Here is a 23,380-nt window from a genome sequence, read left to right on the forward strand (position 1 = left end):
GTGCCGAAATGCTTTGGCGCCCTAAGGTTCCCTGACCGCCTTAAACTGTCCCGCGCCCACCTGCCGGTACCAATCCCCGCCGCAGTAGAAATAGGCCCCGCCCGCCTCCACCATCTTCATGCATCCGCCCGGCAGGGAGGCGTAGGTCGCCCCGAGCGCCCAGGGCTTGCGCGGCGGCGGTGGCGGCTCGGGCAGCGGCGCGGGCACCTGCACCTCATGCACGACCTCTCGCTCGATGACATGCACCACCTCGCGGTCGGGATAGAAGAACGGAATTTGGAAGCCTTGGTTGGGCATAACCCCACCGCCATTGGCCTGCGTCGAACTGCTCCTGGGTCCACCCGGAAAATTGTTCTGCGCCTGGGCTGCGGACGTCAGGCCGCAAAGCACCAGGGCAAAAGCGAAGGCTTTCATCGCCCCGCCCCCTTACTCCAATTTGCGCGCTTCACTTATAGGATTTGATTTGCTCCACCCTCGCGGATGGAAAATCCCAACCAGCAAATCCCCGTCATCTGCGATCAGTGCCGCGCCACCGGCATGGCCGGCGACGAGGCTTTCTCCGCCATCCCCGACATCCTCGACTTCACGCCGGTGCAGCGCCGCGCCCACGTCAACGGCTGGAAGGACGAGCACCAGCGCGCCTTCATCGCCGCCCTCGCCATCACCGGCTCCCCGCGCCAGGCCGCGCGCGCCATCGGCAAGCACGCATACGGCGCCGAGCAGCTCCGCACCAACCGCGCCGGCAAGAGCTTCGCCGCCGCCTGGGACGCCGCGCTGGAGCTCGCCCGCGAACGCGAAACCCACCGCATCCACCACAACCTCACCGACCTCGCCCAGCAGCGCGAAGCCGAACTCGCCTCCCTCTCCGTTCGTCCTGAGCTTGTCGAAGGGCGTTCACGCCACCCCGAATCCTTCCCACCAGGCTACGACCCCGAGTTCGACGACGAAGACCGCCTCGAATATCTCGAGGCCAGGATGAACATCCGCCGCAAGCTGCTCGCCGCCCGCCGCCTCTACCTCGCGCGGATCGCGGAGTGCCCCCGCAAGCGGCTGGCCTGGGAATTGCTCGTCGGCCCCACGGATTGGGAGAAAGCCGGGCGCATGGAGCCGCAGGACGACGAGCCCTGCCCCGACCCCGACCGCAACCCGCAAGGCATGCCGCGCATGACCAGCGCGGACATGATCCTGACGGTGGACGGCGGAATGCTGCCGGATTTGACCGGCGGCGAGGACGCACTGGCCCCGCTGCGTGCAGCCTTCAGCGGACAGCGGCTGCTAACCGGCGACCCGGAAACCGACGCGATGTTCGCGGCGATTGCGGCGGCAAGGGAGGCGCATCCCGAAGACTTTGACTAGATCAGGGGACCGTCTAACGAGTCACTATGGCCAAGCGCAGAATCCCCACCTCGTTTTGGAACGGAATCGCAAAGGTTTTCTTCTGGCTCGTCGTGATCGCCGGAGCGCTGATCATCCTCAAATGGCTGGCAATCATTGCCCTCGGTTTGATCGCATTTTTCTGGATTGCCGACCGGCTGTTCGGGTCTTCGGGCGACGATCCGGCTACGGACTCCGAATAATCCTTGTTCCTGAAATGTTCTCATCGGCGTAAGCCAATGGAATGTCTTTCAGGCGAGTCAAAACCATCGGGGAATTGCTGCGGCATCGCTGCGCTTTGCAGGTGATCTGTACCTTTTGCGAGAACATCCGAACGCTGACCTATCTCGAATTGGGCAGGCTGCCGGGACAGACCCCCCTCGAGGGTTTGCACCGCCGCTTTCGCTGCCACCGCTGCGGTTTCAAGCAGGCGCGAACCAAGCTGCTCTTGCCGATCAGCGGCCAAGAGCCGTTTCGGCTGCCCTAGATTTCCGCTTCGACCAGTCGCAGATTGCGACCATGTGCAACCTCTACAACATGCGGAAGAACGTCGATGAGGTCGCCCGGCTGTTCCGGGCCGACCCCGACCCGCGCGGCAATGCCGGGGAGATGGTCTATCCCGGCTATCCCGGCCTTGTCGTTGCAGGCGGCCGCGTGCGGCAGATGACATGGGGCTTCCCGCTGACGCTGAAGGGCAAGAACGGCCAGCCGCTGAAGCCCAAGCCGGTCAACAATTGCCGCACCGACAAGCTCGACAGCTTCATGTGGCGCTATTCGTTCCAGGAACGGCGCTGCCTGATCCCCGTCAGCGCCTTTTGCGAGGCGGAAGGGGAAAAGGGCGCCAAGACCCGCACCTGGTTCTCACTGCCCGACCAGGAGCTGTTCGCCGTCGCCGGCATCTGGCGCGACACGGACGAATGGGGACCGGCCTATTCGATGGTGATGACCGAGGCCTGCGAGCATGTGCAAGGCGTCCACGACCGCATGCCCGCCATCCTCCCGCCGAGCGACTGGGACGATTGGCTGAACGGCGCGCCGGATGCGGCGGGATTGCTGTGCAGGCCTTACGAGATGGTGATGACGGTTGAGCGGACCGAGGAGCCTTGGGTTCGGCGGTAGATTAGGCGTCAGAGATACGATGGGGCCGGGTCATATCAGGCTCCCAATACATTGTGGCGAGCACCAAAACCCTACGGACCTCATCTTCGCTGTCGACTTGCACGATAACGTCGGTCCCGGAGCAATAACGTTCCGTCCTAAGTTTTCCGGCTTTTTGAAGCGTAAAAAGATGCGCCTTGGTTCGGTAATCCATTCGAATCCGTGGCATTTGGCTATCTCACATCCGCTCGATGATAGCAGTGTAAGTAAGCTGAATTAATGGATGCAGCAGGCGCGCGCGATCTACTTCGCGACCAGACCAGAGCGTTCCAGGTCTTTCATTAATCTCTTGCGGGATTCGTCGATCTTCGCCTTCTCAGACGTAACCGCGCGAGCATCCTTCCGGCTGGTGAAGCCGATCGGCAGCAAGAGATTTAATTGTGAGCGATTAGGCTGCTGTTTCTGGATCATCACCTTCACCGTCCCCCCCGGCGTTTAGTTTTGAGATCACCAAATTTTCGGTCATCGTATATGAATCCAAGGGCGTTGCGAATATCGGTTTAGCTTCCCGAGGATTCGCTTCAACGAATTTTCCGTTCTCCTTACGTTCTCTTCCGCTGCTTGAAAAGAGTCTGAGGGACGTCCGAGGCGCAAAGCCCTCGTACTGAAGAAACCGCACCTTTTCGCCTAAGCTTTCATCCAAGGTGATGGAGTCGCTGTGCAGCTCCAGCGCCAAGCTCTTAGAGTATGGCTCTACGTAATAGACCGTGCTGACTCCGGCCGCCACGATGTGCCGAGCACAATTATGACAGGGGAATGTAGTGGTATAAAGCGTTGCGCCTATCGTGGAGCCCGTACCCAGCCGAGCGACGGAAACGATTGCCTCCATTTCAGCGTGAACCGAACGCGAAAACTCGATCAGGTTCGCAACGCCACCCTCCATCGCTTCTGCGACAAGGTCAGTTGCATTTTCCTTGGTAGTCCCCACGGCGGCAACGATGTTCGTTGCAAGCGAGAGCTTGTGCTTGTCATTGTGGCACTCATTTTCTTGCCACCGGAAGCAGCGGTGATCCGCGCCCCCATCCTCACCATAAAGACCCCCGCCAGACTTCGGCACATCATTGCAGCCTACTCCGAGCAAGTCTCCCTTTTGATCGTAGATCGCCGCCCCCACCTGGCGCGACAGGCACGCTGACCGAACAGCTGCTGACGCAGCTTCCATCATCCCCTTTTCGGCATATGTCGGAGTGTGAAGCTCGATGCCGAAAATTGTCTGAAGAAACCTCTCGCAAGGCGCCTTGAGATCTTCCTTATTCTCCGATGAATTTCGGATAAAGTAATTCGCTTGGTGAGCGATCTTACTGACCTTTTGGCCAGAGTTGAGCTCCTCATCGTAATCCCGTGTCATCGCATAGCGTGCGTCGCTGTCTTCCATTCCCTTCCGTTTCAGGCGTTCCAGCCGAACATCCTCTGGCGCGAAGACGCTAACGACCCAAAGGAGATCGCCGTAAACCTGTCTCAACCTCTTGAGTTCAGCAGGATTCTTCAAGGAATCAAGGAAATAGGCGCGACGCTGCGGCACCACGACACGGGTGTCGCCAACGGCTTCATAACCCTTTCGCTGGTCGCGCTCGATTGCGATCTTTTCGATCGCTCGGTCGGCAAGATATCGATCGGCAAACCTTGACCGGAGCGCATTTCCTGCTGTCTGAAATCGGTCGATACGATCACTCGCGCTTAGGGCGGCTGGAAAGTCCATGAAGACTTCGTGCGCGTGATCTTTGATAAGGTCACTGAACACGATGTGGACCGTGTCGTAGCCGTACTCGTCGGCAAGTTCTTTCGACAGCGTTTCGTATGTCGTTGTGCAGCCCGAACCTACGGGGCCAACGAGAGCGATCACCAACTCTAAGCTGAGCCGATCGTCGATATCTGCGAATTTGGGTTTCGGAGCAGTTGAATCGTCAAGGTCATTCGCGACCGGTGATGTACTGGCCATGCAGGTTCCCCATGCACGCCGATACCAATGCCGACGCGCCCCACCCGAGCAGGATTAGATTCGTGTTAAATTGGCTCGAATGCAAGGGCTTATACGTAGACCTGCCTGGGGTGCAACGGAACCGCCAAGCCTCATCCCCCATCCGCAGCGCATCAATAAACGCCTCCTGCGGGATGTTCTCTAATTCAGTGCCGTGTTCGGTCATGCCCCGAAGTGACGCGTGCTCGCACTCCCCTACCGCCTATTCTTCCGAGCCGCATAGCGGGCGTCGCGGGTGGCTTTTTTCTCTTCTTCGGTGGGCGGGGCTGATGCGGCTGCCTTGATGGCATCGTCGGCTGCCTTGGCTTCGGCGGCGGCCTTTTTCGTTGCCGCCTTTTCGGCCTTGGCGGCTTCGCGGCGCTCGGCGGCGGCCTTGCGTTCGGCGGCGGCTTTCTCGTCGACCGGCGGCCTGGATTTATATTGCTCCAGCAACTTCTGCTTCGCCTGCGCGGCCTGGCCGGCGCGGTCCTGGAATGTGCTGTTGTAGGTCATGATCTCTAATCTCCTGGCCGTCGCTATAGGCGTTTCGGGGCCGGTTGCGGGGATAATCGTGGGCAAGCAAAGAAAGGCCGTCACGAACTGAATTCGTGACGTCGGTCGGGCTCGCTGCGCGACCCGCCGTCCGGAATGCGCCGTCTCTTCGCGCTGGCTCCCGATTGCTTGCGCAATCGCTCACCTGCGCTCGGCGGCTTATTCTTCCCCCATCCGCAGGGCCGCGATGAAAGCCTCCTGCGGGATTGAGACGTTGCCATATTCCCGCATCTTGGCTTTGCCCTTCTTCTGCTTCTCCAGCAGCTTGCGCTTGCGGGTCGCGTCGCCGCCGTAGCATTTGGCGGTGACGTCCTTGCGCATGGCGCTGATCGTTTCACGGGCGATGACCTTGCCGCCGATCGCGGCCTGGATCGGGATCTTGAACAAATGCCTGGGGATCAGCTCCTTCAACCGCTCGCACATGCCGCGCCCGCGCTGTTCGGCGGTGCCGCGGTGGGTGATCATGCTCAGCGCGTCGACGGGCTCCTCGTTGACCAGGATGCTCATCTTGACGAGGTCGCCCTCGCGGTAGCCGATCTGCTCGTAATCGAAGCTGGCATAGCCGCGGCTGATCGACTTTAAGCGGTCGTAGAAGTCGAACACGACTTCGTTCAATGGCAGCTCGTACTTGACCTGCGCGCGCTGGTGGGCGCCGCTGCCGACATAGGTCAGCCCCTTCTGGATGCCGCGGCGGTCCTGGCACAGTTTGAGGATCGCGCCCAAATATTCGTCGGGGGTGTAGATGGTCGCCTCGATCCACGGCTCCTCGATGCGCTCGATCCGATTGGGGTCGGGCATGTCGGCGGGGTTGTGCAACTCGATCGTCTGCGCCGGCTCGTTCTTCGAATGGGTGAGGTGCATCTTGTACACCACGGATGGCGCGGTGGTGATGAGGTCCAGGTCATATTCGCGGGTCAGCCGCTCCTGGATGATCTCGAGGTGCAAAAGGCCGAGGAAACCGCAGCGAAAACCGAAGCCCAATGCCGCGCTGCTCTCGGTCTCGAAGCTGAAGCTCGCGTCGTTGAGGCGCAGTTTGTAGAGGCTGTCGCGGAGCTTCTCGAAGTCGGCGGCGTCGACCGGGAACAGGCCGCAGAAGACGACCGGCTGGACTTCCTTGAAGCCGGGGAGCGCCGCGGACGCGGGCTTCTTGGCGTCGGTGATGGTGTCGCCGACGCGGGTCTCCGAGACTTCCTTGATCTGGGCGGTGATGAAGCCGATCTCGCCGGGGCCGAGCTCGGGCAAGTCGGTGCGCTTGGGCGTGAAGCAGCCGACGCGGTCGATGAGGTGGGTCGTCCCCGCCGCCATGAACTTGACCTGCTGGCCCTTGCGGATCGCGCCGTCCATGACCCGGACGAGGATGACGACGCCGAGATAGGGGTCGTACCAGCTGTCGACCAGCATCGCCTGCAGCGGCTTGTCGCGGTCGCCTTTCGGGGGCGGGATCTTGTCGACGATCGCCTGCAGCACGTCGTCGATGCCGATGCCGGATTTCGCGCTGGCGAGGACGGCTTCACTGGCGTCGAGGCCGATGATCTCCTCGATTTCCTGGCGTACGCCTTCCGGGTCGGCGGCGGGGAGGTCGATCTTGTTGATGACCGGCACGATTTCATGGTCGTGCTCGATCGACTGGTAGACGTTGGCGAGGGTCTGGGCCTCGACGCCCTGCGCCGCGTCGACGACGAGGAGCGCACCCTCACAAGCCGCGAGCGACCGCGAAACCTCATACGCGAAGTCCACATGACCCGGCGTATCCATCAAATTCAGCTCATAGCCGTTCCACGTCAGGCGGACGGTCTGGGCCTTGATGGTGATCCCGCGCTCCTGCTCGATCTCCATATTGTCGAGGATCTGGCCGTGCGTCATCTCGCGGTCCGTGAGGCCGCCGGTGCGCTGGATCAGCCGGTCGGCAAGCGTCGACTTCCCGTGATCAATGTGGGCAATGATCGAGAAATTTCGGATGCGATCGATTTTGGTCGATGTGGGCGATGTGGTCATTGTGCGCGCCGCTAGCAGTTGCGGTGAACGGTGTCAGCACTGCCTCGCTTGCCCGGTTAAATAGTGGTAGGGGCTGGACCGTTACTTCAGGGGGTAATGATGCGTAAATTGATGATTGCGCTGACCGTTTCGGCCGCGCTGACCGTTCCTTCGATGGCCTCGGCGCAGACCAGCAACACCGGCATGAGCTCGGCGCACAGGATGCAGCTGAACGCACAGAGCCAGATCCCGGTTTGCACCAAGAATCTCGGCACGATCGCCATCGTCCCGCCCGACAACGAGTGGTGGCATGCCTATAATCTCGGCAGCCCCGAGGCGATCCTCAAGGTCTTCATCCAGCAGTCGCGCTGCTTCAGCCTCGTCAACCGCGGCAGCGCCATGCGCAGCCGGGCGATGGAGCGGGCGATGGCCGACAATGGCGACCTGCAAGCCGGCTCCAACGTCGGACGCGGCCAGGTGAAGACCGCCGACTATTTCATGCAGCCCGACATAGTCACCGCGAACCAGAACAGCGGCGGCGGCGGCGCGGGCGCGGCAATCGGCGGCATCCTCGGTCATATGGGCGGCTGGGGCGGCACGTTCGGCTCGCTGGCAGGCGGCATCAACGTCAAGAAGGGCGAGGCGGCAGTCACGCTCGACCTCGTCAATGCCCGCACGACCGAGGACATGGCACTGACCCAGGGCTATGCCCGCAAGAAAGATGTCAGCTGGGGCGCCGGTGGCGGCGCGGCCTGGTGGGGCGGCTTCGCGGGCGCCGGCGGCGGCGGTTATCAGAATACCGAGATCGGCCAGGTCATCGTCCTCGCTTATCTCGACGCCTACATCCAGATGGTGACGCAGCTCGGCGGCCTTCCGGCCAATCCGTCGGCGGCGGCCCCGCAAGCGCAGTAAGCCGGACGATCAGTTCAGGAGGTGCGGTCCCTTCGCGGGGGCCGCGCCTTTCTTATGCGGCGAGCCTGTATCCAACGGCCGGTTCATTGAGGATCAGGCGGGGGCAGGAAGGGTCCTCCTCCAACTTCTGACGCAGCGCCCGAACGGCGACGCGAAGATAATCCGTCTGATGTTCCTGGGCCGGGCCCCATGCGACCCTGAGCAAATGTGCGTGGGTCAAAACCCTACCCGGATGCTTCGCCATCTCCGCCAGCACCGCATATTCCTTTGGGGTCAGGTGCACTGGCGCGCCGTTCCTCGACACTGTCCGATGAAAAAGGTCGATGGTCACCTCGCCGACTTCGACCGGCTTCTGGTCGTCGTCCGAGCCGGTCTCGCTCAGGTTTGCAAGATAGCGCTCCAGCTTTGTCGCCTCTGAGGCGAGCGCTGACATCATTTCCTTTTTGTCCTCGCCGCCGCGCCTGAGACCGCTCACCGCCCTGACAATCGCCGACAGGCGCGGGCCCATGTCCTGAGCGATGGTCGACAACAAGGCCGAACGGATCCGGTCACGGTCGCGCGTCGCTTCGAAGTCGCGCGTTTCGGCTTCCAGCCGCGATCGTTCCATCGCCAGCGCAAGCTGGTCAGTGAGGTTGTCGAGCAGGTCGATCTGCCCAGCCGCAACTGGCCGTGTGCCGTCGTCGCGGGCAAGTCCGATCGTTGCCAGCACGGCACTTTCCGATCTGATCGGGTAGAAGACCCACTCGGTGGCGTTGACCGCCTCGGCGCCGCGGCCGGCAGGGCGGCCCGATTGCATCGCCCAGGCTGCGGCGGCGATGTCGCTGGGGGTCAACAAGGCGTGAGTAGGCCGCGCCGCGACCAGCTGCGGCTCCTCGACCCCCGCCATGAACACTGCATTGCACTCGAAGAGACCGGCAAGCTCGCGGCAAGCGATCCTGCCAATCTGCTCGTCGTTCGACGTAGAAAGAAGCCTTCGCGCGAAGCCTGCGATCGTTGCGTTGCGCGCCGCATTGGCCTCGGCAATTCGAGCCGCCCTCCTCATTCGCGCCGCAAGCTGGCTGGTGACCAGAGCGACCAGGAACAGCAAGGAAACGGTTGCGACGTCCTGTGCACTGGCGATGCGGAACGTGTGGAAGGGCGCCGTGAAGTAATAATTGAACGCCAGCGCCGAGCCGACGGCGGCAACCAGGCCGGGACCTAGGCCATAAAGTGCGGCAGCGGCCAGCACGGCCGGGAGATAGAGGAGATCGACTGGGGAATTTCCCCAGCGCGGCGCCACCAGCATGCCGGCAAGGGTCGACACGGCCACCATGACCAGCGTCTCGGCATAGGGCCTGACGAGACCGATGGCAGTCGCTTCCCGGCGCTTGGCGATCGAAATCGATGCGTCGTCCATGGCCGCCAGATGCGCCTTGCCGATGCCGCCGTCGAGACTTCCCTATGGTTCATTCCCGAAAACCACATGGAATCTTTATGCTCCCCGCCGCCACTTCGGGGCCATGACAAGCATCACCGCGACGGCCGACACCGTCCCCGCTCCAAGCGCAGCTCACCAGGGTCCGCGCGACAAATTGCCGATCCTCATGCTCGGCGCCATCGGCGTCGTTTACGGCGACATCGGCACCTCCCCGCTTTACGCGCTGAAGGAGAGCTTCATCGGTCCCCACCCGATGGCGGTCGATCGGCTGCATATCTTCGGCGTCATCAGCCTCATCTTCTGGTCGTTGATGCTGGTCGTCACGGTCAAATATGTCTTCGTCGCGATGCGCGCCGACAATCGCGGCGAGGGCGGATCACTGGCCTTGCTCTCCTTGATCCAGCGAAGCCTGCCCGGCCGAAAATGGACGGCCAGCCTTGTCACCATGGGGGTCCTGGCGACCTGCCTTTTCTACGGCGATGCCATGATCACGCCGGCCATTTCGGTGCTTTCGGCGGTCGAGGGCCTGACGATCGTCGAAGCCGGGCTTCAGCCTTTGGTGATTCCCATTTCAATCGGAATCCTCGTAGGCCTGTTCCTTGTCCAGGCGCGCGGCACCGCCCGCGTGGGCGCGATGTTTGGGCCAATAGTCCTCGTCTATTTTGCCGCCCTGGCGGTCCTTGGCGTAAACAATATCGCCTTGCATCCCGATATCCTGGGAGCGCTCAGCCCCAACTGGGCCGTGGAGTTCTTTCTCTACAATCCGAAGCTGGCCTTCCTCGCCATGGGTTCGGTGTTCCTGGCGGTGACAGGCGCTGAAACGCTCTATGCCGACATGGGGCATTTCGGACGCAAGGCTATCGGCTTTTCCTGGTTGGGGCTCGTCTATCCGTGCCTCATGATCAACTACATGGGGCAGGGCGCACTGTTGCTCAGCAATCCCGCGGCTGCGGAAAATCCCTTCTACCTCATGGCCCCCGAATGGGCGCGTTTGCCGCTGGTCGGAATCGCCACGCTGGCGACCATCATCGCCAGCCAGGCCGTCATTTCCGGTGCATTCTCGGTCACCCACCAGGCGGTCCAGCTCGGGTTCCTTCCCCGACTGAAGACCATGCAGACCAGCGCCAAGGCCGCGGGACAAATCTATATCCCCGCGGTCAACTGGCTCCTGCTGGCGATGATCATCATCCTGGTCCTGGGATTCAAGGAATCGACCAACCTTGCCTCGGCCTACGGGATCGCGGTTACAGGAACGATGCTGATCACCACACTGATGCTGGCTTTCCTGGTGTTCCAGGTCTGGAACTGGAACCGCTTCCTGGCGATTCCGATCATCGGCATCTTTGCATTGGTCGACGGCATTTATTTTGCGTCGAACATTACGAAGATTCCGGACGGCGGCTGGTTCCCGCTGGTCGTGGCTGCGATTAGCTTCACCGTCCTCACGACCTGGGCGCGCGGCCGGCAGCTGCTGCGCAAGGCGCTGGAGGAAAATTCGGTGCCGCTGCAGGTTTTCGTCAAATCGGCCAAGTCGGCCTTCCGCGCCCGTGGCACCTCGGTCTTCATGTCATCCTCGGCTGACGGCATCCCCTCGGCGCTGCTTCACAATTTGAAGCATAACCAGGTCGTACACGAGCGTGTCGTCATCCTGACCGTAAAGGTGGAAGGCGTGCCCCACGTCGATGCCGCCAATCGCAGCGAGACGAAGGAAGTCGGTGACGGCTTTTATCGCGTCATCCTCCATTACGGCTTCATGGAAGAGGTCGACATCCCCGGCGACTTGCAGCGGGTGACCGACGCGGGCGGTCCATTTGACATGATGCGCACCAGCTTCTTCCTTGGCCGCCAGAAATTGATCGCGACAAAGGAGCGGCCCGGCATGGCCCTGTGGCGCGAACGGCTGTTCGCCTGGATGCTCAAGAGCTCGGAGAGCGCGATGGAATTCTTCCGCCTGCCGATCAATCGCGTGATCGAGCTTGGCAGCCAAGTGCAGATATGAGCTCGCTCCTGCTCGCCGCGGCTGCCGCGGCTGCTGCGGCCCTAGACACGCCGATCTGCGCCGACCGACCGGCCAAGGCCAATGCCGTCTGCACCGTGCCGGCCGGGCATTTCCAGTTGGAGGTCGGCGCGATTGATTGGGCGCAGATCAAGGAAGGCGGCGAGACGGTCGAGGCGACCGCGTTGGGGTCGAGCCTGCTGAAGGTTGGCGTCGATGACCGGTCGGACGTCGAATTGAATATCACGCCGTACGTCCGGATCACGGGCGACGCGGGCAAGGCGTCCGGATTTGGAGATATTTTGGTCCGATACAAATACCGGCTGTCGGATGATGACGCGCCGGTTCAGCTTGCGCTCCTGCCATTCGTGAAATTTCCCACCGCCAAGCACGATATCGGCGACGGAAAGCTGGAAGGCGGACTGGCTATTCCCGTCAGCTTTTCATTGGGCGGGGCGGTCAGTGCGACGCTCGGCCCAGAGGTGGATCTTCTCGCCGATGTGGACGGTCATGGTCGCCACGCCGCCTTGGTCAACGTCCTCAATATTTCCGCGGCGGTTACGCCCCGGCTGACGATCGGCGGCGAGCTGTGGAGCAGCTTCAATTTCGACCCGGCGGAAACCGTTAGCCAGGCATCGGCGGACGCCGCCATCGCCTATGTCATCGGCAATGATGTGCAGTTGGACGCGGGCGCCAATTTCGGTTTGACCCGCGAGACTCCCGACCTGGAATTCTACGGCGGAATTTCGGCGCGATTCTGAAGCGGTTCCGGTCGTTTATCGATGCCCGGCGCGCTTTAACCGAAGACAGTTGCGCTTGCGCGTCAGCCGCTTAGTGTGCGCCCGCATATTTTCTCTTCATCCGGAGCCTCCCTCCCATGCGTAACTTGTCCAAGCTGACCGTCCTGCTTGCGTCCGCGTCCGTGCTGGCGGCCTGCGCTCCCAGCGCCCGCGTCCAGTCCGCGGCCGTCGCCGATCTTACGGCAGCGGTTGCGCCGGCCATCCCGCCTGCCCCGCCCGTGATTCAGGCCGCTCCGGTGAGCGCGCTGGTCAGCCAGGTCGCCATCCCGCACACAGAGTTCAAGCTGGCGAATGGCCTGACGGTCATCGTCCATGAAGACCACAAGGCGCCGGTCGTTGCGGTGAGCACCTGGTATAATGTGGGCTCCAAGGACGAACCCGCCGGCAAGACCGGCTTCGCGCACCTGTTCGAGCATTTGATGTTCAACGGCTCGGAAAACCTGCCGGGCGATTACTTCACCTATCTGCAGCAGATCGGCGCGACCGATTACAACGGCACGACCTGGTTCGACCGCACCAATTATTTCGAGACGGTTCCGAGGGGCGCGCTGGAACGGGCCCTGTTCATGGAAAGCGACCGCATGGGCTATCTGCTCGGCGCGATCGACCAGTCGAAGCTCGATAACCAGCGCGGCGTCGTGCAGAATGAAAAGCGGCAGGGCGACAACCGCCCAGGCGGCCTCGTCGACTATGAAGTGCTGGCGACCCTTTTCCCGGGCGCCCACCCCTACCATCACGACACCATCGGCTCGATGGCCGACCTCGACGCAGCGACGCTCGCCACGGTGAAGGAATGGTTCATCGACAAATACGGCCCGAACAATGCCGTGCTGGTCCTTGCCGGCGACATCAACGCCGCCGAGGCGCGGCCGCTGGTCGAGAAATATTTCGGCGCGATCAAGCCAGGCCCGGTCAACAATCCGGCACAGGCGAATGTCCCGACCCTGCCGGCGACCAAGACGATCGAGATGAAAGACCATGTCGCCGCGGTCGAGCTGCAGCGCCACTGGGCCGTCCCGGGCATCAATTCGCCGCAGCTGGCCGCGATCGACCTTGGCGGCTCGATCCTCGGCGGCCTTGCCAGCTCGCGCCTCGACCGCATCCTGGTCCGCGACGAGAAACTGGCCGTCTCGGTCAGCGCCGGCCTGCAGGTCTTCCAGCGCATCGGCCTGTTCGAGGTCAGCGCGACGGTTAAACCCGGCGTCGATCCGGCGGTGGTCGACAAAAGGCTCGACGAGATCATGGCCGACTATCTGGCCAACGGCCCGACCGAGGAAGAGGTCGCTCGCGCGGCGACGCAGGACGTTGCCGGCCGCATCCGTGGCCTCGAAACGGTCGGCGGCTTCGGCGGCAAGGCCGTCGCGCTGGCCGAAGGCAAGGTCTTCACCGGTGACAGCGATTTCTACAAGCGCTCGCTGAACCAATATGCCTCGGTCTCGGCGGCCGACGTCAAGGCGGCGATGCAGCAATGGCTCGGCCGGCCGGCGTTCAAGGTGAACCTCGTACCCGGTGAGCGCCCGCCGTACGAGGAAGCCAAGGGCGGCAAGGCCAAGGGCAAGGACATCCCGACCAAGAAGACCCCGCGTGTCATGCCGGCGGTCGCCCAGACGCCGCCGCTCGACTTCCCGAACGTCACCCACACGACACTGTCGAACGGCGTCCAGGTCCATTACGCCCAGCGCAATGCCATCCCGACCACGCAGGTCGCTCTGTCGTTCGACGCCGGTTATTCGGCCGACGCCGTTTCGGGTCGCGGCTTGCAGAATTTGACGCTGAACCTCCTGGAAGAAGGCGCGGCCGGCAAGACGAGCCAGCAAATCGCCGAGGAAGAGGAGAGCCTGGGAGCCGAAGTTTCGGCCAGCGGGAGCGCCGACCGGTCCACGATCATCCTCGGGGCCCTGTCGGCGAACCTGTCGCCGTCGCTCGACTTGCTGCGAGACATCGTCGAACGGCCGGACTTCAACGCCCCGGATGTCGACCGTGTGAAGACCCAGACGCTGACCGCGATCAGCCAGGCGCAGAAGGAGCCGAATTCGATGGCGGCCCGCGCCTTGCCGGCGCTGATCTACGGCGAGAACCACCCCTATGCGACGACCGGGCTGGGACAGGTTGCGGCTGTGACCGGTTTTACGCCGGATAACCTCAAGGCGTTCCACAGCACCTGGCTGCGCCCGGACAATATGGAGATTTTCGTAGTCTCCAACCTGCCGCTGGCGGAACTTCAGCCGCAGCTGGAGCAGCGTTTCGGCACCTGGACCGCGCCGGCAACTCCCAAGGGCGTCAAGACCTTCAGCGCGCCGCCGGCTCGTCCGTCCGCCCAAAGGATCTACCTGATCGACCGTCCGGGCTCGCCGCAGTCGATCATCTATGGCGGCCAGCTGACGGGTATCAATCCATACGGAGAAATCGTCCCTTACAGCGGCGCCAATGAGGTTCTGGGCGGCAACTTCCTGTCGCGCATCAATATGGACCTCAGGGAAACCAAGGGCTGGTCCTATGGCGTGCGCTCGTCGATCGCCCTCAACGTCAATGCCGTGCCGTATTTGATCAATGCGCCCGTGCAGGCAGACAAGACGGGCGAGTCCATCCGCGCGCTTAACAACGACCTGCAGATCATGCTCAACAAGCAGGGCGTGACTCAGGAGGAACTGACCCGCCTCGTCTCCAACAATGTCGACGCGCTTCCGGGCCGGTTCGAGACAAGCGGAGCGGTGCTTGCAGCGATGATGGCCAACGACCTCTACCGCCGGCCGGACAATTATTATGAGCTGCTGGCCGACAAGTATCGCGGCCTGACCCGCGCAGGCCTCGACCAGGCGCTGAAGACGGCGGTCGACCCGAACGGCTTCAGCTGGGTCGTCGTCGGCGACGCCAAGCAGGTGAAGCCGCAGCTCGACAAGCTGGGCATTCCGGTCGAGGTGATCCAGCCGAAATAAGCGGCGGGATACCTCGCGAAACGATGGCGGCGGTTGCCTTCCGGCGGCCGCCGTTTTCGTTTGGGGCTAAGGGCGACTTTAGGCGGAAACCGGATGCGGCCGTTTTGGGTGGAAAGCTGCCGTCAGCGGGCTTCCAACTTTGCGGACCTCACCAGGAAGCGCTTCTCGGCATTGAGATAGGTCCATTCGACGCCAGCGCATCGACATACGATCCTTTTGCCCAGCAAGGGGATTGCTTCGCCCTTGAGGTAAACCCGGCCGGGTTGAATGAAGTCATCGAAAGCCGCCTGGACCTGCTGATCGGCAAAGTCGGGCCATAGGTCGTCGCCGGGGTGGTCTACAGGCGTCAGGGTGTAGCCGTAGTGCATTTCCCAGCCCACGTAGAACTCACGCTCCACGTTGGTTGGTGACGCCTGCACTTCGCGGAGAGCGGCCGCCCGGCCGTCGGCAATTTCCCTCTGGACGGCATCCATATCCACGCGCTCAAGGACAGGAGGGCTCGGGACGCAGGCGGTCAGGCAGCAGAGAGCGAACGCCGCGGCACATAATTGATGCGTATCGCTCAATTCGATTGCCGGTACGTATCGATCATCACGGATTTCACGCATCCTCCGCGGGGTTCGGGCAATTCGAAAGACAGCGTGCCCCAACTCTGCCGAGCTTTGTAATACCAGCATTGCGCGTCGAGACAGGATTGCTCGACCCCACCGCCCTCGAAGTGTCGGGCCATCACGCTTGCCCTCACGCATTTCCCGGAAATGTCGTCGAGCTCGAAGATCAGCCCGTTGCGGTCGAACCTCATCTCGCCCTTTCGCGCGACCATGCCGCCAATGGCGGTTTGGCCAAAGTGGCATCCGTGTGTCGCGCACTCGCTTTGCAGATTGAAGGCGCGGGCCACGGCCGCAGCCGTTACGGGCTGCTTTTTGAGTGCATCGGCAAGGCGTTCGAACAGCTCGCTCTCGCTGCGATTGGGTCGATCATCGCTGGGTTCCAGCGGAAAACCCGTCTGGAGTGGCTCCGGCTCGATCGGCCCGGCAATCGGCGGCTCCGTTGAGCATCCGGCCGCGCAAAGAAATGCCAACAAAGCGACGAACACACGCATAACCCAATGCTTACAGGCAAGGCCAATGTCCGCAATGGGCCGAGAGCGGACATAAGCGGCGTCGCCAACACTCAAGCGTGTGGCGTGATCGCGAAATGCTTTTTTTGCCTGCCCAATAGTGTCTCGCGCCTGTTGTTTTGGGATGTGCGATGAGTCTTGTCGGCGTGCTCAAGCGGTGGCTGGTCGAGCCGCCGGTGTTCGATGCCATGGTGCTGCCCTGCGCCTTTGCGGCGGTGACGGTTCCGACCGCCCTGCGTTTCGTAGTCGATGACCACATTTCCGGCGTCGCCTTCTCGCCCTATTTGCCGTTCGTGCTGATCGCGGCGCTGCTGATGGATTGGCGCTATGCCGCGCTGGTTGCGCTGGCGTCGGCGGCGGTTGCGGACATGATGTTCATCGACCCGCGCTTCGTGCCGATCGCCGGACCGACCGACGTCTTCGGCATCCTCGTCTTCCTGGGCACATCGGCGTTGATGCTGACGCTGGTGCGGGCGGCGCGCTACTTCGTTCGCAACAGTCCTGGACCGGTGGCGTGCGAGAGCAAGGCGACGGGTATCATCTTCAGCCTGGAGGACGGCCAGGCCTGGGCCAGCTGGTCCGGCTGCGGTTCGAGGCAGCGCCTCGGGCCCGAAGAGGAAGTTGCGGGCATGATGAAGGACTTTCTTGCCCAGGTGGAGATCGGCAGGCGGCTCAACCGCCAACCGCTTTGACTAGTTAATCCATGTTGCCAATTTGCTGAAACGCGACATGTCGTGATTTCTTAAATTCAAGGCGCTCAAGCCAAGTTGCCCCTTCCCCGCAACCGTTACGTCACACCCGTACTCCAAGCGAACTGGGGGCAGTCGATGTTTCGCTACAATCTCTATGTTTTCGACCGCGAAGGCGGGCTGATCATTCAATATCATCCATTCGAAGCAGCCGGCCATGAAGCGGCGGTCGACCATGCCGGCAGCCTGAACGGCCATCAACCGATGGAATTGTGGAGCGAGGACGCCTTGGTGAAATCCTGGCCGCATAGGAGCAGCGGCGCCACTTGCACATGCGGATGCGCCTGCGCCGCCTAATAATGGGCTAGCCAGACGGGCACGCACGCCGCGGCGATCAACGCCAACTGCAGTGCCATCATGGGTATCGTGAAACGCCTGCGCAGGTCCGCCGTCGCGATCGAAATGGCGACCAACGGCACCTGGGCCGTCATCAGCAGCTGCCAGAGATGCGCGCTGGTCGTCTCGTCCGCTTTAGGGCCGATGCCAGCCAGGATGTTGGCGAACACCACGAAGAGGGCGAGGGCCGAACAGGCGAGGGACGTGATCAACGCGCAGCGGTGGACGTCCCTTCGGCTCACATCATCCCCTTCCCGCCAGCCGGAATAGCATCGAAGAACCAAGCCAGAGAAGCACGAACATGCCGCTGGCGCCCATCAGGTCGAGCGGCCAGTTGGGGTCCTCAACGCCAAGGCCGGAGCCAAGCGCGATGCCGGCGACGACCGCTTGGGCGATCGCGGCCAGAGCCGTGACCCACACCATCGCCCTTGCCCGCCCGCGGACGACGACCGCTCCGACGATGACGATGCCGAGGACGGCGAGGTAAATCTGGTTCGCCGGATTGTCGTCCGAGCCGATAATGCCGACGGCAAGATTGACCCAGACGAGCAGGAAGCAGGTGAGGATCGCGAGGCCAAAGCCGGCGCGATAGGCACGGCGGTCGGACAGGCGCGCGACGAGCTCATAGGAACCGCAGGCGAGGCCCAGCATCGCCCCCATGACGATGAAGTCTTCCGGGCCCCAGACGACGCCGCTGCCGGGGAACTGCATGGCGATAGCCGGGAGCAGCAGGAGAGCTGCGGCCCCTCCCCAGATTATCCACCGCATCCGGTTGCCGCGCCTTATGCCTTGCCCCTCTGCATTGCTTGCCATGACCTTTCTCCCAATCGGCAAATATGGTCGTAACGGTGCCATTGCATGCCGCTGAACGTCATGAGCGGGGCATGAGGAAATGCTGAAACGCGCGCAAATGTCATTCCGGGAGCGTCAGGGTTAACCCGCGCAAAACTGTCCCAGGTTGCATCATTGGACTCGATTCACCCCGTCCCAGCAACGTCCGAACGCAGGATTCATCGCTAATCAATGAAGTTCGCGTAGACCTTATCCTTTCGATTCAATCCGATACGGGAGCGATATGAGGCGGCTAACTGGGGCTCTGGTCTGTTTCTATGCGCTGATTGCGACCCCCGCTCTGGCGGAGGCGCCGGACGGCCTGCGGTTCCTTGAGAGCAACCTCAGCTCAATCGCCAATTCGAGCCCGGGCAATATCGGCATTGCAGCATTGGACCTGAAGACCGGCGAGCTGGTTGCCGTGCATGGCGACCAGGCCTTCCCGATGGCGAGCACGGTCAAGGTCGCGGTCGCCGCCAACTATCTCGCCCAGGTCGAATTCGGCCAACGCGACCTCGATGAAATCATCGGCGGCCAGACTGCCTCGCAGCTGATGGCGCGAATGCTGATTCACAGCGACAATCACGCCACCGACCTGCTGATCCGCAATCTCGGCGGGCCGGCCAAGATCCAGTCCTGGCTGGAACAGCGCAATGTCACGGGCCTGCGCATCGACCGCAACATTGCCGACCTGCTCGCTGCCAAGCGCGACCTTTGGGACGTGCGCGATTCCGCCAGCCCCAAGGCCATGGTCGAGCTGCTGCGGCGGATCGACAATGGCACGCTGCTAAGGCCGCAAAGCAAGTCCTATTTGCTGAGACTCATGGCCCAGTGCCAGACCGGCAAGAACCGCATGCGCTACCTGCTGCCGGCGGGGACGCCGGTCGAGCACAAGACGGGGACGCTGACGGGCCTGACCAGCGATGTCGGCTTCATCACACTGCCTAACGGCCGCCGGCTGGCGGTGGCCTTCTTCGCCCGCGCCGGCACCAACCGGCCGCAGACGATCGCGACCGCCGCGAAGGCCGTTTACGACGGCTTCGTCTATTACCTGCGCCAGCCGTTCACGGTGTCGTTCGGCTCGCAGTACGGGACGCCCTAAGGCTCCACCTTCGTGAAGTGACCCATCTTGCGGCCGGGGCGGGCTTCGCCCTTGCCGTAGAGGTGCAAATGCACGCCGGGCGCGGCCATCAGTTCGGGCCAGCGCTCGACCTCAGGACCGATCAGATTTTCCATCACCGCCTTGCGGCCGGCAAGCGCGGTCGAGCCCAAGGGCAGGCCGCAGACAGCGCGGATATGCTGTTCGAATTGCGAGGTCTCGGCGCCCTCGATCGTCCAGTGACCGCTGTTGTGGACGCGCGGGGCGATCTCGTTGACGACCGGCCCGTCGGCGGACGCAAAGAACTCGACCGTCAGCACACCAACATGTCCGAGCGCCTCGGCAATGCGGAGCGCGAAGTCGCGGGCTTCCTCGACCTGGGCCAGGACGGCGGCCGGTGCGGGAACCGTCGAGCGACGGAGGATGCCGCCTTCATGGCTGTTGTCGGGCGAATCCCAGAAGGCATGGCTGCCATCGGCACTGCGGGCGAGGATGACCGAGAATTCGTGGTCGAAAGGGACGCCCTTTTCGGCAACTGCCGGTTCGCGCCCGATGGCATCCCAGGCGGCTTCCGCCTCGTCCGCCGATCGAATCCAGGCCTGGCCCTTGCCGTCATAACCGTAACGGCGGGTCTTGAGCACAATCGGATGCCCGAGCGCCTCGACGGCCGAGCGGACATCTTCGGCGCTGTCGATGCATCGCCAGGGCGCGACCCGCGCGCCGCAGCCTTCGATGAATTCCTTCTCGCGACCACGATCCTGGGAGATACCCAGCGACTTGGTGCCGGGCAGCAGCCGCTTGCCGATGACCAGCAAGGGATCGACCGGCAAATTCTCGAACTCGTAGGTCACGACATCGACCTGAGCGGCGAAATCCTCCATCGCCAGCAGGTCGTCGAAATCGGCGCAGACATGGCCGGCGGCGACGTCGGCGGCGCAGGTCCGCCTGTTCGGATCAAAGATGATTGTGCGATAACCGAGCTGTGCCGCGGCCATGCTGAGCATCCGGCCGAGCTGGCCGCCGCCGACGATGCCGATGGTCTCGCCCGGTGCAATCATTCGGGATGTTCGGCGACGCTACTGGTCTGGCGCTCGCGGTGCTCGTCGAGCTTGCGGCCCAGCTCTGGATCGGCGGTGGCGAGGATCGAGGCGGCGAGCAGCGCCGCATTGACCGCGCCAGCCTGGCCGATGGCGAGTGTCCCCACCGGCACGCCGGCCGGCATCTGGACGATGCTGAGCAGGCTATCCATGCCCTTGAGCGCCTTGGATTCCACCGGCACGCCGAGCACCGGCAGAGTCGTCATCGATGCGGCCATGCCGGGAAGGTGCGCTGCCCCGCCAGCGCCGGCGATGATCACCTTCAGCCCACGGCCCTTGGCGCTGTGCGCATAATCATAAAGCCGCTGCGGCGTGCGGTGCGCGGAGACGACTTTCTTCTCGTAGGCGACACCCAGCATGTCGAGCGTTTCGGCGGCATGGCGCATCGTCTCCCAGTCGGAGGTCGATCCCATGATGATTCCGACCAGCGCCATTTGAATTCCAAGCCCCTTACGAACAGGCCTGCGGTTTAGGAACAACAGTTGGTTGGCGCAATCTGAGACAACCGCAAACGGCTAATTCCGTTTCAGTTGAAATTCGGCTATTTGGGAAAAGGGCAAAGCGGGCATCACGATATGGATCAGCGCGTTATCAGCGTGGACCCAGAAACATTGGTCGCCGAAATCTCGCGGTTGCGAGCCGAAGTGGCGCGTCTGGAATCGCGGGTGGAGGAACTCGATCGGCTGGCGAACATGGATTCGCTGGTGCCGGTCGCGAACCGCCGCGGCCTGGTCGCCTCGCTCGACCGGATGATCGCCCGCCAGGAGCGCCACGGCACGCCGTCGGCTCTGTTATTCGTGGACGTCGACGGGTTGAAGGCGCTCAACGACGCGTTCGGCCATAGCGCCGGCGATGCTGCACTGATCCATTTGACAGAGATGATGGTGGCTAGCGTTCGGCAGACCGACATGGTCGCGCGGATCGGCGGCGACGAATTCGCCATCCTGCTCGACCATGCCGACGAGAAGAGCGCCGAAGAGACCGCCGCGCGGCTGGCCGACCAGGTCGCGGATTGCGAGTTCTGCTTCGGGGGCAAGTGCCTGCCGCTTAGCATCGCCATCGGCTTTACGGTGCTCCAGACCGGCGACTCTCCAGCATCTGTCCTCGATCGGGCCGATGAGGCGATGTACCGGGAAAAGGACGCTGCCTGACCGCGTCTCAGCTGCGTTCGGTCAAATAATAGCGGTCGTGGACTGAGAGATCGTCCGCCAGCTCATAGACAATCGGCTCACCGGTCGGGATTTCCAGGCTGACGATTGCGTCGTCGCTGATCTTCGACAGATGCTTTTCCAGAGCCCTCAGCGAATTGCCGTGCGCGGCAACGATGATCCGCTGGCCCTGCATGAGGCGCGGCGCGATCTCCGCCTGATAGTAAGGCAGCGCCCGCTCGATCGTATCCTTGAGGCTTTCGCTCGCCGGCACGTCAACGCCTGAATAGCGACGGTCCCTGCCGACGAAGTAGGGACTGTCCTCTGGAAGAGGTGGCGGCGGCGTGTCGAAGGAGCGACGCCAGATCTTGACCTGCGCGGCCCCGACCTTGTCGATCATCTCCTGCTTGTTGAGCCCGGTCAGCCCGCCATAGTGACGCTCGTTGAGGTGCCAGTCCTTGGTCACCGGCAGCCACAGGCGGTCCATTTCATGCAGGACGAGGTGCAGGGTGCGGATTGCCCGCGTCTGCACGCTGGTGAAGCATTGATCGAAATCGAACCCGCGATCCTTGAGCAGCTTTCCGGCGGCGCGCGCCTCGGCAATGCCCTTGTCGCTGAGGTCCGAATCCCACCAGCCGGTGAAGCGATTCTCAAGGTTCCACTGCGACTGTCCGTGCCGCAGCAGGACGAGCTTAGGCATCGACCTTCTCGGACTTCGAGCTCGCCGACTGCGCAGCCTTGAGGTCCGGCAGGATCGCATGCAGCGAATCCAGGCAGGAGAACGCCAAATATTTCGAGCGGTCCGGCGACCAGCCATAGACCTCGTCGGGCAGGTCGAAATTGTCCTTGAAGGGCATTTCCAACGTCATCGACACGCAGCCGTAGCGCTCGGCCAGCTGGGTCGTGGACATCGACATATTGGCCTGGCCCGGGGCCGGGATCTCATAGCCCTGGCGGGTCTGGAAGTCGGGCGATAGCCGCTCAAGCGTGTCGCTGAACAGCTTGAAGAGCCTTGTCTGGCTGTCCTTCAGCGACGGGATGCCTTCGAAACCGGCAAGGAAGTTGGCGGGGATCGCCTCGTCGCCGTGGACGTCCATGGCGAAGGCCGGCGGCTGCTCATCCATGGCATTGCGGACGCACAGGACTTCCGGGCTCTTGTCTGCGCTTGGGGCATGCCATTCGCGGTTGAGGTTCACGCCGACGGCGTTGGTGCGCAGGTGGCCGCGTCGCGACCCGTCCGGGTTCATATTCGGAACCACATGGAACGTGCATTCGCTGCGGAGGACACGGGCGACTGGATCGTCTGGATCGGTCAGCTTCTCAAGCGCGCCTTCCATCCACCATTCGGCCATGCTCTCGCCCGGATGCTGGCGCGCATAAAGCCAGACGGTCAGCTTGCCCTCCCCGATCGTCAGGCAGTCGATGTCCTGGCCGTCCAGGCTCTTGCCGAGCGAGCGGTAGGCAACGCCCGGAAGCGCGGCAATCGTCGAAACCAGGTCGTGGTGCCGCTCCATCGAATAAGGCGCGAAGTAAGCGATCCAGACGATGTCGGCTTCCGGCGTGAAGCGGATGGAAAGAGTGCCGTCGGCGTAGCTGGTGCCGTCGATGCGGGTCCAATCCTCACGGTCGATCGAAACGCAAGCCTTGTAGTCCGGCCAGCCGCCCGGATAGGCCGAGCCGCCGCAATTGGTGATCTTCAGCGTTACTTCGCGGCCGGCTGCGCCCGCTAGGCGGAAGTGGAACCACTGGTAGAAGTCGCTCATGTGATCGGTGACGATCTCCAGCTCGGCAGTCGTGCCCGATTGCTTGACGACGCGAATGTTGCCGGCGTCGAAGGCGCTGGAGATGGTGATCGACATGAAAGGCCCTTCGGAATTTATGGTGAATTTGGCGGCCTGATAGAGCCCCCGGCGGCTCCTCGCAA

Annotated in this window: 24 protein-coding genes; 11 read left to right on the forward strand and 13 right to left on the reverse strand. The window is 62.7% G+C overall.

Going from position 1 to position 23,380, the window contains the following annotated elements; translation table 11 throughout:
* Positions 1-21: 21 nt before the first annotated feature.
* The gene (locus LZ536_RS06435) at positions 22-414 is read right to left on the reverse strand and encodes a hypothetical protein (protein ID WP_249847532.1); all 393 of its coding nucleotides are present in this window, start codon (positions 412-414) and stop codon (positions 22-24) included.
* Between the two features lie 66 nt (positions 415-480).
* On the opposite strand from LZ536_RS06435, the gene LZ536_RS06440 reads away from it, so the two are divergent.
* From LZ536_RS06440 to LZ536_RS06450, 3 genes are all read left to right on the forward strand, one after another.
* Positions 481-1,356, forward strand: coding sequence for a hypothetical protein (locus LZ536_RS06440; protein ID WP_249847534.1), 876 nt, complete (start codon positions 481-483; stop codon positions 1,354-1,356).
* A 26-nt stretch (positions 1,357-1,382) separates the two neighbouring features.
* Positions 1,383-1,577: a DUF4349 domain-containing protein gene (locus LZ536_RS06445; RefSeq protein WP_249847536.1), complete on the forward strand. Its 195-nt coding sequence runs from the start codon at positions 1,383-1,385 to the stop codon at positions 1,575-1,577.
* Between the two features lie 316 nt (positions 1,578-1,893).
* The gene (locus LZ536_RS06450; protein ID WP_249847538.1) at positions 1,894-2,493 is read left to right on the forward strand and encodes an SOS response-associated peptidase; all 600 of its coding nucleotides are present in this window, start codon (positions 1,894-1,896) and stop codon (positions 2,491-2,493) included.
* A gap of 427 nt (positions 2,494-2,920) precedes the next feature.
* Here LZ536_RS06450 and LZ536_RS06455 read toward each other — a convergent pair whose 3' ends face one another.
* From LZ536_RS06455 to lepA, 3 genes are all read right to left on the reverse strand, one after another.
* Positions 2,921-4,471, reverse strand: coding sequence for an anti-phage dCTP deaminase (locus LZ536_RS06455; RefSeq protein WP_249847540.1), 1,551 nt, complete (start codon positions 4,469-4,471; stop codon positions 2,921-2,923).
* Between the two features lie 234 nt (positions 4,472-4,705).
* Complete coding sequence (locus LZ536_RS06460; RefSeq protein WP_249847542.1) at positions 4,706-5,002, reverse strand: DUF6481 family protein; 297 nt, start codon at positions 5,000-5,002, stop codon at positions 4,706-4,708.
* Between the two features lie 198 nt (positions 5,003-5,200).
* Positions 5,201-7,036 (reverse strand): translation elongation factor 4, encoded by a 1,836-nt coding sequence (gene lepA, locus LZ536_RS06465; RefSeq protein WP_249847544.1) that lies wholly within the window; start codon positions 7,034-7,036, stop codon positions 5,201-5,203.
* A 99-nt stretch (positions 7,037-7,135) separates the two neighbouring features.
* Between lepA and LZ536_RS06470 the strand changes: the two genes are divergently transcribed.
* A complete protein-coding gene (locus LZ536_RS06470; RefSeq protein WP_249847546.1) occupies positions 7,136-7,927 on the forward strand; it encodes a CsgG/HfaB family protein in 792 nt (263 codons plus the stop codon).
* A gap of 52 nt (positions 7,928-7,979) precedes the next feature.
* Here LZ536_RS06470 and LZ536_RS13120 read toward each other — a convergent pair whose 3' ends face one another.
* On the reverse strand, positions 7,980-9,323 hold the full coding sequence (locus tag LZ536_RS13120; protein ID WP_348538814.1) for a DUF4118 domain-containing protein: 1,344 nt from the start codon (positions 9,321-9,323) through the stop codon (positions 7,980-7,982).
* 103 nt (positions 9,324-9,426) lie between these two features.
* Here LZ536_RS13120 and LZ536_RS06485 point away from each other — a divergent pair, with 103 nt between their 5' ends.
* From LZ536_RS06485 to LZ536_RS06495, 3 genes are all read left to right on the forward strand, one after another.
* A complete protein-coding gene (locus LZ536_RS06485) occupies positions 9,427-11,343 on the forward strand; it encodes a potassium transporter Kup (protein WP_431357916.1) in 1,917 nt (638 codons plus the stop codon).
* Complete coding sequence (locus LZ536_RS06490; protein WP_249847547.1) at positions 11,340-12,101, forward strand: transporter; 762 nt, start codon at positions 11,340-11,342, stop codon at positions 12,099-12,101. Before LZ536_RS06485 ends, LZ536_RS06490 begins: the two co-directional genes overlap by 4 nt.
* 116 nt (positions 12,102-12,217) lie before the next feature.
* Positions 12,218-15,076 carry a M16 family metallopeptidase gene (locus LZ536_RS06495; protein ID WP_249847549.1) on the forward strand — a complete coding sequence of 953 codons (2,859 nt, stop codon included), beginning with the start codon at positions 12,218-12,220 and terminating at the stop codon, positions 15,074-15,076.
* A gap of 122 nt (positions 15,077-15,198) precedes the next feature.
* Here LZ536_RS06495 and LZ536_RS06500 read toward each other — a convergent pair whose 3' ends face one another.
* A complete protein-coding gene (locus tag LZ536_RS06500) occupies positions 15,199-15,549 on the reverse strand; it encodes a hypothetical protein (RefSeq protein ID WP_249847550.1) in 351 nt (116 codons plus the stop codon).
* A gap of 89 nt (positions 15,550-15,638) precedes the next feature.
* A complete protein-coding gene (locus LZ536_RS06505; RefSeq protein ID WP_249847552.1) occupies positions 15,639-16,178 on the reverse strand; it encodes a hypothetical protein in 540 nt (179 codons plus the stop codon).
* Between the two features lie 149 nt (positions 16,179-16,327).
* Here LZ536_RS06505 and LZ536_RS06510 point away from each other — a divergent pair, with 149 nt between their 5' ends.
* Together LZ536_RS06510 and LZ536_RS06515 are read left to right on the forward strand one after the other, a co-directional pair.
* A complete protein-coding gene (locus tag LZ536_RS06510; protein WP_249847554.1) occupies positions 16,328-16,888 on the forward strand; it encodes a DUF4118 domain-containing protein in 561 nt (186 codons plus the stop codon).
* A 135-nt stretch (positions 16,889-17,023) separates the two neighbouring features.
* Entirely contained in the window at positions 17,024-17,242 is a 219-nt protein-coding gene (locus LZ536_RS06515; RefSeq protein WP_249847556.1) for a hypothetical protein, read from the forward strand.
* Here LZ536_RS06515 and LZ536_RS06520 read toward each other — a convergent pair.
* Positions 17,239-17,523 (reverse strand): hypothetical protein, encoded by a 285-nt coding sequence (locus LZ536_RS06520; RefSeq protein ID WP_249847558.1) that lies wholly within the window; start codon positions 17,521-17,523, stop codon positions 17,239-17,241. The genes LZ536_RS06515 and LZ536_RS06520 overlap by 4 nt on opposite strands.
* A gap of 1 nt (position 17,524) precedes the next feature.
* Positions 17,525-18,094 carry a hypothetical protein gene (locus LZ536_RS06525; protein ID WP_249847560.1) on the reverse strand — a complete coding sequence of 190 codons (570 nt, stop codon included), beginning with the start codon at positions 18,092-18,094 and terminating at the stop codon, positions 17,525-17,527.
* Between the two features lie 262 nt (positions 18,095-18,356).
* On the opposite strand from LZ536_RS06525, the gene LZ536_RS06530 reads away from it, so the two are divergent.
* Positions 18,357-19,214 (forward strand): serine hydrolase, encoded by an 858-nt coding sequence (locus LZ536_RS06530; RefSeq protein ID WP_249847561.1) that lies wholly within the window; start codon positions 18,357-18,359, stop codon positions 19,212-19,214.
* Here the strand turns inward: LZ536_RS06530 and LZ536_RS06535 are convergent.
* Both LZ536_RS06535 and purE read right to left on the reverse strand, forming a co-directional pair.
* Positions 19,211-20,269 carry a 5-(carboxyamino)imidazole ribonucleotide synthase gene (locus LZ536_RS06535; RefSeq protein WP_249847563.1) on the reverse strand — a complete coding sequence of 353 codons (1,059 nt, stop codon included), beginning with the start codon at positions 20,267-20,269 and terminating at the stop codon, positions 19,211-19,213. The two genes, LZ536_RS06530 and LZ536_RS06535, sit on opposite strands and share 4 nt — an antisense overlap.
* Positions 20,266-20,742 carry a 5-(carboxyamino)imidazole ribonucleotide mutase gene (purE, locus tag LZ536_RS06540; RefSeq protein ID WP_249847565.1) on the reverse strand — a complete coding sequence of 159 codons (477 nt, stop codon included), beginning with the start codon at positions 20,740-20,742 and terminating at the stop codon, positions 20,266-20,268. Before purE ends, LZ536_RS06535 begins: the two co-directional genes overlap by 4 nt.
* Positions 20,743-20,883: 141 nt before the next feature.
* Here purE and LZ536_RS06545 point away from each other — a divergent pair, with 141 nt between their 5' ends.
* The gene (locus tag LZ536_RS06545; RefSeq protein WP_249847573.1) at positions 20,884-21,459 is read left to right on the forward strand and encodes a GGDEF domain-containing protein; all 576 of its coding nucleotides are present in this window, start codon (positions 20,884-20,886) and stop codon (positions 21,457-21,459) included.
* Between the two features lie 7 nt (positions 21,460-21,466).
* Here the strand turns inward: LZ536_RS06545 and gpmA are convergent, their stop codons facing one another.
* A complete protein-coding gene (gpmA, locus tag LZ536_RS06550; RefSeq protein WP_249847575.1) occupies positions 21,467-22,156 on the reverse strand; it encodes a 2,3-diphosphoglycerate-dependent phosphoglycerate mutase in 690 nt (229 codons plus the stop codon).
* Positions 22,149-23,315: a M14 family metallopeptidase gene (locus LZ536_RS06555; protein ID WP_249847577.1), complete on the reverse strand. Its 1,167-nt coding sequence runs from the start codon at positions 23,313-23,315 to the stop codon at positions 22,149-22,151. The genes gpmA and LZ536_RS06555 overlap by 8 nt, the downstream gene beginning before the upstream one ends.
* Positions 23,316-23,380: the final 65 nt, after the last annotated feature.

Origin of the sequence: Sphingomonas alba (assembly GCF_023516555.1) — a bacterium.
In the GTDB taxonomy this organism is placed as follows: domain Bacteria; phylum Pseudomonadota; class Alphaproteobacteria; order Sphingomonadales; family Sphingomonadaceae; genus Sphingomicrobium; species Sphingomicrobium album.